Below are 7,077 nucleotides of genomic sequence, written 5' to 3'. Positions count from 1 at the left end.
GTCGGGCGTGCGCCAGGAGTCCGCGCGCCCGGCGGCGGCGCCCCGCTCGGCCCGGGGCGGCCGGCGCCGGGACAGGCGGTGGCTGCCCCAGGCGAAGGCGCCGATGAGCAGCGCGGCGACGACCAGGGCGGGCAGCAGGACGGCCGGCAGCGAGGGGCTGACGGCGAGCGCGGCCGAGAGCGGTTGCGTGGTCATGGTCGGCTCCGTTCCGTTCGGTTGCCATGGGGTCGGGGGCCGGAGGGCCGTGGCGGCGGCCCGGCCCCGCGGGGAGGAAGGGCGCCGGGCCGGGACCGCCGTGCGTTCCGGCTACCCCGCCCGGTCCGGCCCATGCACGGCCGTCGCGCGGCGGTGGACGGGCCGGCCCGTCAGGGCAGCAGCCGGGCGAGGGCGGCGTCGACGTCCAGGTGTTCCGGCTCGCGGCCGGCCGGCACCAGGGCGAAGGAGTCGACGAGGAAGGCGGTCACCGCTTCCGCCGGGACGCTGATCAGCGCCCGCCCCTCGCGGCTGCGCAGGGTCACCAGGACCTGCCCGCGCGGCCCGGGGGCGACGGTCACGTCCCCGTACCCGGCCGGGGCGTGCCGGCCCTCGTTCAGCAGCTCGCGCGCGAAGAACCACCGGAGCTCCTCGCCTCCGTCGTCGACCGGGGGGAAGGCCAGGCACACCGCGTACGGGAGCGAGGCGTCGAAACGCAGCTCGGCCTCGACCGACACGTGCGGGAACGGGCCTTCGGGCAGGGTGACGGAGGTGAGCCGGCAGGTGGCGACGGTCATGCGGTGGATCTCCATTCGGTGGACGGGGCTCCGGGGGCCCGCCGCGGCGCCGAACGCCGACGGCGGCAGCGCTCGGCTACCCCTTCCGGGCCGATCCACCGCTCCGGCGTGCCACGGAAACACACCGGATCCCGCCGGTTCCGCACGCCGTCCCCGCGGGTTCCGCGCAGGCCCGGCACCCGTCCGGCGGCGGGTGCCGGACGGGTGCGGGGCGGGGGCGGGGCGTCGTCAGGGCGCCACGGCGTCGGCCGCGGGCGGCTCCGGGTCGTCCTCGTCGTGCGTTGCGGCCTTGCGCCGGACGTCGGCCGGGGTGGGGGCGGTGATCGAGCGCTCCTCGGCGGACCGCTCCCGGTCCCCGACCGGCCCCTCCGCCTTCTCCCGGACGTCGGCCGGGGTGGGCGAGGTGATCGAACGCTCCTCGGCGGACCGCTCCCGGGCCGGCTCGTCCGGCTGGGTCCCGTTGTCGTCACGCGTGGTCATGGTGTGCTTCCCTTCCGAGGCGGCGATGGTCGGACGGTTCGGCGGGTGCCCGCCAGCCCGGTTCCGAATCAGCCGGACCGGACGCCCCGAGGGCGCGGCGCCCGCGGACCGGATCAGGCGACGGCGTCCGGGGCCAGGCCGTCCGGGCGGGCCCGTCGGGGGCCGGTCCGCCCGCGGCCCGGCTGTCCGGGCTGGTCTCCGGCCCCGGCTGCGGGCCGACGCCGGCCGTGCCGATCCGGGTGAGCGCCGAGCAGAGCCGGCGTACGGCGCCCTCGGCGTCGCCGAGTTCATCGGCGTCCGGTACGACGGTGCCGAAGGACTGCCGCCGGTCGGCGGGCAGCGACCGCCAGCGCAGCACGGGCGTCAGCACGGTGCTGGCCCGGGCGAGGAACCAGGCCAGCTGCCCGTGGGTGCGGGCGATGCCGATGGCCAGCACCGCGAGCGCCTCACGGAGGTGCTCCAGCCGGTCGATGACCGCCAGCCGCTCCTGCTCGGCGGCGGTGCCCACCGCCTGGGCGAGGCCCTCGGCGGTCGTCCGGGCGAGGACCGCGTCCTGCGCGGCGAACTCCAGGAGCCCGTCCCGGAACTGGCGTTCAGCCTCCGCGGCGAGCTCGGTGACCTGCGCGGACATGTCGGTACCGGACTGCGGGCGGCGGGACTGCGGAGCCCTGCGCACGGTCATGGTGGTCCTTTCCCGGTGGGTGGACGGCGCCCAGGGGCAGGGCACCGATCCCACCGTGGTGCACCGCGGGGCCCGCCCACAGCTGCGGGAGCGAAGCGCCGGCCCCGGACGGCTGCCGGAACGAAACGGCTGCGGGCGGGCGGGCGAGGGCCCGGCTTTGCGTGCCGCCGACGGGCGCGTAGCGTCTGGACCAGGTGCGCGGGCCAGGGCTGCCGCGCGGACGGACGGGTGGTGAGGATGGTCGAGTCGTTGTCGTTCGACAGCGCGAGCCTGGAGGCCACGGAGGAGTTCCTGTCCACCGCCTACACGCCGATGCGGATCGGCAAGTCGGTGGCGGACGCCCGGGCGAGCATCAGCCGCCGGGCGGTCGGCCCGCTCAGCGTGGACCGGCTGTCCTTCGGCTACGACATGTCCTACACCGCCGACAGCCTCGGCCGGGTGTGCCTGATCAGCGTGCACGCCGGGACGCTCGCCGACCGGACCGGAGACGGCGAGGAGACGGTGTTCGGCCCGGGCGAGACCTTCCTGATCGCCCCGCCGGACGCCCCCTACCAGGGCGAGGTCCGTTCGGCCCGCTACACCATCGCGATGTTCGACAGCAGTCTGCTGGAGGCCGTCGCGCCGACCGGTGCGGACGGGCGCGGCCCGGTGCGGCTGACCGGGCTGGGGGCCGTCGACGAGGCGGCGAACCGGCAGCTCGGCGCCGCGGTCGCCTACGTCCGCGACCACGTGGTGGGCAATCCGGCGGCCTGCGCCAGCGAGCTGCTGATCGCCTCCGCGGCCCAGCACCTGGCGGCCGCGACCCTGGCGGCCCTGCCCCACACCGGCCGCACCGAGCCGGTGCCCGCCGACCGGACGGACGCCACCCCGGACACCCTGCGCCGGGCGATCGCCCACATCGAGGCGAACGCGGAGCGCGACGTCTCGCTCGCGGACATCGCCGCGGCCGCCTTCGTCACCCCGAGGGCACTGCAGTACGCCTTCCGCCGGCACCTGGACACCACGCCGCTCGGCTATCTGCGCCGGGTACGGCTGGACGCCGCGCACCGGGAGCTGCTGGCCGCCGATCCGGGCGGCGCCACGGTGGCCGGGATTGCGATGCGCTGGGGCTTCGCCCACCAGGGGCACTTCGCCGGCCTCTACCGCGAGGCCTACCACCGCTCGCCCGGCGACACCCTGCGCGAACGGGCCTGAGCCGCACCCGCGCGAGCGGCGACGGCGGCGGAGCGTCCGGACGGTGCGACGCGACGTGGTACGGCGCGGTGCGGTGCGGCGGAACGCGCTGCGGGGCCGTGCGGCGGCCGCCCGCTGACCGCCGGCGGGAACGCCGGTGCCCCGCACCCGGGGAGGGCGCGGGGCGGGGAGTCCGGCTCACTGCTCGTGCAGGGCCCACTTGCTGCCGTCGACCCGGGCCGTGCCGGGCAGGGCGATGAGTTCGGGTTTGAACAGCGGCGGCGCGCCCATCGCGGGCTCCCAGGTCGCCAGCGACTCGTCCTGGGGGACTTCGATCCGCCGGTCGGCGGCGAGGTCGGTGACCACCTTGAGGAGCAGTCGCACCCCGAGCGGTGCCAGGTGGTCGCGCCACAGGCTCTGCGCGGTGGAGCCCGGGGGGACGAACAGGTGCTGCTGGGCGGCGATCGGGCCGGCGTCGGTGCGTTCGGTGAGGTGGTAGACGCTGCCGCCGGTCACCTTGTCGCCGTCGCGCACCGTCCAGCGGATGGCGTCCCGGCCGCGGTGCAGCGGCAGCAGGCTGGGGTGGTAGCCGATGGTGGCGACGGCGGCCCGGGCGCGGGTCTCCCGGCCGAGGAAGGCGTGCGAGTGCGCGGCGAGGATGATGTCCACCCCGTCGGGCACGTGCCGGGCGCGCAGTTCGGCCGAGTCGGTCCAGAGGATGTCCCGGGGGTACGCCCAGGAGCGCAGGCGGTCCCAGCACATCGCGTTGGCCTCGTCGGACTGCCCCTTGCGCAGCCGGGGGGCCGCCGCGCCGACGATCTTGTGTCCGCTGTCCAGCAGGGCTTCCGCGACCTGCACCGCGAACGCCCCTTGTCCCGATAGGTAGATGTTCATCCGTACTCCTGCGCTGGCTGGTCGGGTCTCGGTCGGTGTCAGGTCGCTACCCGGCTCCTTCCAGCCCGGCGCGGTCGGGTTCGAACCGCACCGGCATGGTGGAGAACCCGGTCAGGAAGTTGGAGCGGATCCGCCGGGCCGGTCCGGTCTGCTCGAAGCCGGTGGTGAAGTCCCGCAGCGCGGTGAGCAGTTCGGCGATCTCCACCTTGGCGAGGTAGGAGCCGACGCAGAAGTGCGGGCCGTAGCCGAACGCCAGGTGCTTGTTGGGGGTGCGGCCGAGGTCGAAGCGTTCGGGCCGGGCGAAGACCCGCTCGTCGCGGTTGCCGGAGGCGTGCCAGAGGGTGACGATCTCCCCGGGGCGCAGCCGTACGCCGTGCAGTTCGGTCTCCCGGCGGACGCTGCGCCCGAAGTGCATGGTGGGCGAGGCCCAGCGCAGCACCTCGTCCACGGCGGTCTCCACCGCGACCTCGCGGCGTTTGAGCCGCTGCCACTGCTCGGGGCGGGCGGCGAGGGTGTGGACGCAGTCGATCATCGTCAGCCGGCTGGTCTCGTCGCCGCCGATGATCAGGCTGTAGCAGTTGAGCACCACGTCCTCGTCGGTCAGCGGCACGCCGTCGATGGAGCTGGCGACCAGCATGCTGATGACGTCCTCGCCGGGGTGCTCGCGGCGTTCCTCGACGAGGTCCATGAAGTACATCAGGATCTCGTTGCGGGCCATCTCGGAGTCGACCTCGTCGACGTCCTCGTGGTCCGCGGAGAGCGCGGCCTTGGTGAGGCTGAGCAGGTACTCCTGGTCCTGTTCGGGGACGCCGAGCAGGTTGGAGATGGTGGTCATCGGGATCCGGGCGGCGATCTGCGCGGCGAAGTCGCAGCCGCCGGACTCGACGGCCTCGCGGATCCAGCGCCGGGTGTTGGCCCGGACGGACCTCGCGACCTCGTCCAGCACCCGCGGGGAGAGCACCCGTTGGAGGATCTTGCGCAGTTCGTGGTGGCGGTGCCCGTCGGTGACGGCGAGCATCCGGCCGGCCCCGGCGTCGCCGCCCTCCAGGAGGGTGACGAGCACGTTGCCGCGCTCGGAGGTGAAGTTCGCGTCGTCCCGGTAGACGGCCATGATGGACTCGTGCCGGGAGAGCACCCAGAAGCCGCGGCGGCCGTCCGCCGGGGGGTTCCAGTGCAGCGGCGCGGTGTCCCGCAGGGTGCGCCAGAAGCCGTCGAGGTCGTGGCCGGCGAAGGTGGCCGGGTCGCCCAGGTCGGCGGTGGCCGGGGCCGGTGCCGGTGCGTTCATGGTCACCAGTCCGTGCGCCAGAACCGGCGCGGCTGGAACGGGTAGGTGGGCAGCGGCACCCGGTGGCTGGCCTCGCCGCGGTGCAGGGCGGCGAAGTCCACCTGCTGACCGTTCACCCAGGCGGCGGCCAGGTCGGCCAGCGCCCGGGCGTCCCGGCCGGCCGGCACCAGCCCGTGATCGCCGCGGGTGAGGGCGCCGGGGTCGGCGGCGGGGGCGGCGGCGGTCGTGGTGGCCGGGCCGCCCGCGTCCACGGCCAGTGCGGCGATCAGCTCGGCGCGGCTGCGGACCACGGCCGCCCAGCGGCGGGGCATCACCTTGCGGCCGAGGTTGAGGCTGTAGCAGACGTCGTCCAGCCGCAGCCCCGGGTCGGCCTCCAGCCGCTCGCGGAGCCGGGCGCGCTGACGGGCCAGCGCCTCGTCGTCCAGGGCGGACAGGGTGGCCAGCCGCGGCCGGCCGTCCTCCTCGGGGGCGCGCCCGGCGGGGGCGGGCGCCTCCTCCAGCAGCAGGTGGGCGTTGTAGCCGCCGCCGCCGATCGAGGTGATGCCCGCGCGGCGGATGCCGGACTCCGGCTCCCAGTCCGCGCCTTCGAGCTGCGGCACGAACGGGGTGCCGGGGAAGTCGAGGTCGGGGTTGACCTCGGTCAGGTTGATCGTCGCCGGGAGCTGCTTGTGGTGGAGCGCCAGCGCCGCCTTGATCGCCCCGAAGCCGCCGGAGACCACGCCGCCGTGGCCCACGTTGCCCTTGACGCCGCCGATCGAGGTGGTGGCGGTCTGCTTGCCGAACGCCATGCTCGCGGCGTGCACCTCGAGCTCGTCGGTCATCGGCAGGCCGAGCCCGTTGGCCTCGTACATGCCCACCGTGTCGGGGGTGACCCCGCCGACCTCCATGGCGGCGGCGATGCAGGCGCTCAGCCGCTCGGGCTGGGCCAGGCCGTAGGCCATCGCGCTGACGCCGTTGTTGTTCACGGCCGAGCCCTTGACCACCGCGTAGATGTGGTCGCGGTCGGCGACGGCGTGGCTGAGCGGCTTCAGCAGCACGGTGACGACGCCGCTGGACAGCGCGGTGCCGGTGCCGTTGGCGTCGAACGGGCGGCAGTGGCCGTCCTTCGACAGGATGCGGTTCTCCTCCCACAGGTGGCCGCGCGGGTGCGGCAGGCGCACCATCGCGCCGCCGGCGATCGCCAGGTCGGTCTGGCCGAGCAGCAGCGACTGACAGGCCAGGTGCACCGAGTAGTGGAAGCCCGCGCAGACGGCGGCCACGGTGACGGCCTCGCCGGTGAGCCCCATGTAGTACAGGGCGTTGGAGGTCATGGTGTCCGGGGACCACGCCAGGCTGGCCTCGATCGCCTCGGGGCCGACCGAGACCCGGTCCGGCGGGGAGCCGTAGAGCGCGGCGGTCTGCGGGTTGTTGGCGCCGTACATGCCGATCTCGGCCTGGAGCCGGTCCGGGTCGTAGCCGCCGTCCTCCAGCGACTCCCAGGCGCTCTCCAGGAACAGCCGGTTCTCCGGGGTCATCGCGGCGGCCATCCGGTCGCTGATGCCGAACACCGAGGGGTCGAACTTGTCGTAGGTGTCCAGCACGCCGCAGGCCCGGACGTAGAACGGGCTGTGGATCAGGGTCTCGTCGACGTGGATGTCGTCCTTGGCCAGGAAGCTGACGGACTCCCGGCCGTGGACGAGGTTGTCCCAGAACTGTTCCTTGGTGCGGGCGCCGGGGGCCCGGAGCGACATGCCGATGACGGCCACGTCGCCCGGGTCGTAGTCCTGTTCGGGGCGGTCGGTCATGAGGGGGCT

The 7,077-nt window shown here is 75.0% G+C and carries 8 protein-coding genes; 1 reads left to right on the top strand and 7 read right to left on the bottom strand.

Translation table 11 applies throughout. The features are described from left to right. From BG452_RS30885 to BG452_RS30870, 4 genes are all read right to left on the bottom strand, one after another. Window positions 1-195, bottom strand: a 195-nt coding sequence (locus BG452_RS30885; RefSeq protein ID WP_411293049.1) for a hypothetical protein, incomplete at its 3' end; no start/stop codon positions are given. Window positions 196-365: 170 nt separating this feature from the next. After that, complete coding sequence (locus BG452_RS30880; RefSeq protein WP_188307656.1) at window positions 366-770, bottom strand: SsgA family sporulation/cell division regulator; 405 nt, start codon at window positions 768-770, stop codon at window positions 366-368. Window positions 771-998: 228 nt separating this feature from the next. Beyond that, window positions 999-1,250 carry a hypothetical protein gene (locus BG452_RS30875; RefSeq protein WP_188307655.1) on the bottom strand — a complete coding sequence of 84 codons (252 nt, stop codon included), beginning with the start codon at window positions 1,248-1,250 and terminating at the stop codon, window positions 999-1,001. Next, the gene (locus BG452_RS30870; RefSeq protein ID WP_188307654.1) at window positions 1,237-1,932 is read right to left on the bottom strand and encodes a hypothetical protein; all 696 of its coding nucleotides are present in this window, start codon (window positions 1,930-1,932) and stop codon (window positions 1,237-1,239) included. The genes BG452_RS30875 and BG452_RS30870 overlap by 14 nt, the downstream gene beginning before the upstream one ends. Before the next feature lie 249 nt (window positions 1,933-2,181). Here BG452_RS30870 and BG452_RS30865 point away from each other — a divergent pair, with 249 nt between their 5' ends. After that, window positions 2,182-3,126 (top strand): helix-turn-helix domain-containing protein, encoded by a 945-nt coding sequence (locus BG452_RS30865; protein ID WP_223242964.1) that lies wholly within the window; start codon window positions 2,182-2,184, stop codon window positions 3,124-3,126. Window positions 3,127-3,303: 177 nt separating this feature from the next. On the opposite strand, the gene BG452_RS30860 is transcribed toward BG452_RS30865, so the two are convergent. The 3 genes from BG452_RS30860 to BG452_RS30850 are packed head-to-tail and all read right to left on the bottom strand — an operon-like array spanning window position 3,304 to window position 7,068. After that, on the bottom strand, window positions 3,304-3,999 hold the full coding sequence (locus BG452_RS30860; protein WP_188307652.1) for a formyltransferase family protein: 696 nt from the start codon (window positions 3,997-3,999) through the stop codon (window positions 3,304-3,306). A 46-nt stretch (window positions 4,000-4,045) separates the two neighbouring features. Continuing rightward, window positions 4,046-5,284, bottom strand: a complete 1,239-nt coding sequence (locus BG452_RS30855) for a cytochrome P450 (RefSeq protein ID WP_188307651.1) — start codon at window positions 5,282-5,284, stop codon at window positions 4,046-4,048. A gap of 2 nt (window positions 5,285-5,286) precedes the next feature. Next, the gene (locus BG452_RS30850) at window positions 5,287-7,068 is read right to left on the bottom strand and encodes a beta-ketoacyl synthase N-terminal-like domain-containing protein (RefSeq protein WP_188307650.1); all 1,782 of its coding nucleotides are present in this window, start codon (window positions 7,066-7,068) and stop codon (window positions 5,287-5,289) included. Window positions 7,069-7,077: the final 9 nt, after the last annotated feature.

The sequence above is a fragment of the Streptomyces sp. CBMA123 genome (genome assembly GCF_014596465.1).
Lineage (GTDB): Bacteria > Actinomycetota > Actinomycetes > Streptomycetales > Streptomycetaceae > Kitasatospora.
Note: the sequence above shows the minus strand (reverse complement) of the source record. Positions and strands in the feature narration are given on the sequence as shown.

Coding starts and splice junctions, on each gene's coding strand:
- BG452_RS30880 (WP_188307656.1), bottom strand. CDS start 770: ATGACCGTCGCCACCTGCCGGCTCACCTCCGTCACCCTGCCCGAAGGC.
- BG452_RS30850 (WP_188307650.1), bottom strand. CDS start 7,068: ATGACCGACCGCCCCGAACAGGACTACGACCCGGGCGACGTGGCCGTC.
- BG452_RS30870 (WP_188307654.1), bottom strand. CDS start 1,932: ATGACCGTGCGCAGGGCTCCGCAGTCCCGCCGCCCGCAGTCCGGTACC.
- BG452_RS30855 (WP_188307651.1), bottom strand. CDS start 5,284: ATGAACGCACCGGCACCGGCCCCGGCCACCGCCGACCTGGGCGACCCG.
- BG452_RS30875 (WP_188307655.1), bottom strand. CDS start 1,250: ATGACCACGCGTGACGACAACGGGACCCAGCCGGACGAGCCGGCCCGG.
- BG452_RS30860 (WP_188307652.1), bottom strand. CDS start 3,999: ATGAACATCTACCTATCGGGACAAGGGGCGTTCGCGGTGCAGGTCGCG.